This window comes from Oleiphilus sp. HI0043 (genome assembly GCF_001634935.1).
In genome coordinates this window covers 1-1,139 of the sequence record NZ_LWEY01001509.1, presented here as the reverse complement: position 1 = coordinate 1,139, position 1,139 = coordinate 1, and the positions used below count along the sequence as shown (strand labels likewise).

Sequence of the window (1,139 nt, the reverse complement as noted above, 5' to 3'; positions counted from 1 at the left end):
GGAAAGAGCTAGCATTGGCACCTGGTTTGAGGTTTCAAAGGAAGGACGTCCTGAACGTTGTAAACTTGCTGCACACATTAAGGCTATTGATAAGTTTGTTTTCGTTAATCGATCCGGCATCAAAGTAATGGAGCAGGATAAAAGTGGTTTTGCATCCCTGCTAAGAAATGGAGAGCTTCAAGTTCTAAATGATGGTTTATTGTTTGATCGTGCCTTAGAATCGGTGATCGGGAGTTTACGCGGAGCTAACTAGGTATGAAAATTTGTAATGGTTGGTTGGCTGGTGCTCGGAAGTGCCCGTCACCCAATTATAATGAGCGCCCTCAAGCTGCGCCGATCAACTTACTAGTCGTTCATAATATATCATTGCCACCGAAGTCCTTCGGCAATAATTACATCGAGCTTTTTTTCCAAAACTGTTTGCCAGTTGGTGAGCATCCGTATTTCGAGACAATTCGCGATCTTCAGGTCTCGTCACACTTCCTCGTTAAACGCAACGGAGAAATAGTCCAGTTTGTTTCCTGTAATGACCGTGCCTGGCATGCCGGACAGTCAAGCTTTTGTGGTCAGGAAAACTGTAATGATTTCTCGATAGGCGTTGAGCTGGAAGGCGCTGATGACATACCGTATCAAGCGATTCAGTATTCGCAGCTTGCCGCTCTAACTAATGCAATTCAGGAAAGCTACCCTGAAATTACGAAAGAGCGTATAACGGGTCATGAACATATCGCTCCACAGCGGAAAACAGACCCAGGCCCTGCTTTCGATTGGACGCTGTATCGAAACTCTATAGAGAACCCCCTTGTTTAAATGCGCCGCTGTTTAAGGTGCTTAATGATAAAGCGGGCGGGCGAAAACATTGCTTTGTGTGTGTCATTTACCGGTGGGATGCCGCCGCATATTTCGTGAGCAATAAGTTCTGCGGCGACGGGGCTTGTTAATGCGCCTTTGGAGCCGTGTCCAACGTTGACGTAAAGACCTTGATAGTAGTGTCCATAAAGATGTTTGCAGCTGTTGGCGCCAACTCGAAGTTTGGCAAAGGTCTCTTTCATTTGTTCAAAATTTGGAGCGAGCCCAACGATTGGAAGGTAGTCAGGAGTGGTGCAACGAAGGCCGGCGTTACTTTTTACATCATAGTC

3 protein-coding genes are annotated in these 1,139 nt (G+C 46.3%); 2 read left to right on the top strand and 1 reads right to left on the bottom strand.

The genetic code is table 11. From position 1 onward, the window contains the following. Both A3729_RS21780 and ampD read left to right on the top strand, forming a co-directional pair. Positions 1 to 253, top strand: a 253-nt coding sequence (locus A3729_RS21780; protein ID WP_156498070.1) for a DUF1631 family protein, incomplete at its 5' end; no start/stop codon positions are given. A gap of 2 nt (positions 254 to 255) precedes the next feature. Next, complete coding sequence (gene ampD / locus A3729_RS21775; protein ID WP_068508078.1) at positions 256 to 810, top strand: 1,6-anhydro-N-acetylmuramyl-L-alanine amidase AmpD; 555 nt, start codon at positions 256 to 258, stop codon at positions 808 to 810. Here ampD and A3729_RS33315 read toward each other — a convergent pair. Next, positions 807 to 1,139: FAD-dependent oxidoreductase (locus A3729_RS33315; RefSeq protein WP_197475979.1), on the bottom strand; the 333-nt coding region annotated here is incomplete at its 5' end. The two genes, ampD and A3729_RS33315, sit on opposite strands and share 4 nt — an antisense overlap.

Coding starts and splice junctions, on each gene's coding strand:
- ampD (WP_068508078.1), top strand. CDS start 256: ATGAAAATTTGTAATGGTTGGTTGGCTGGTGCTCGGAAGTGCCCGTCA.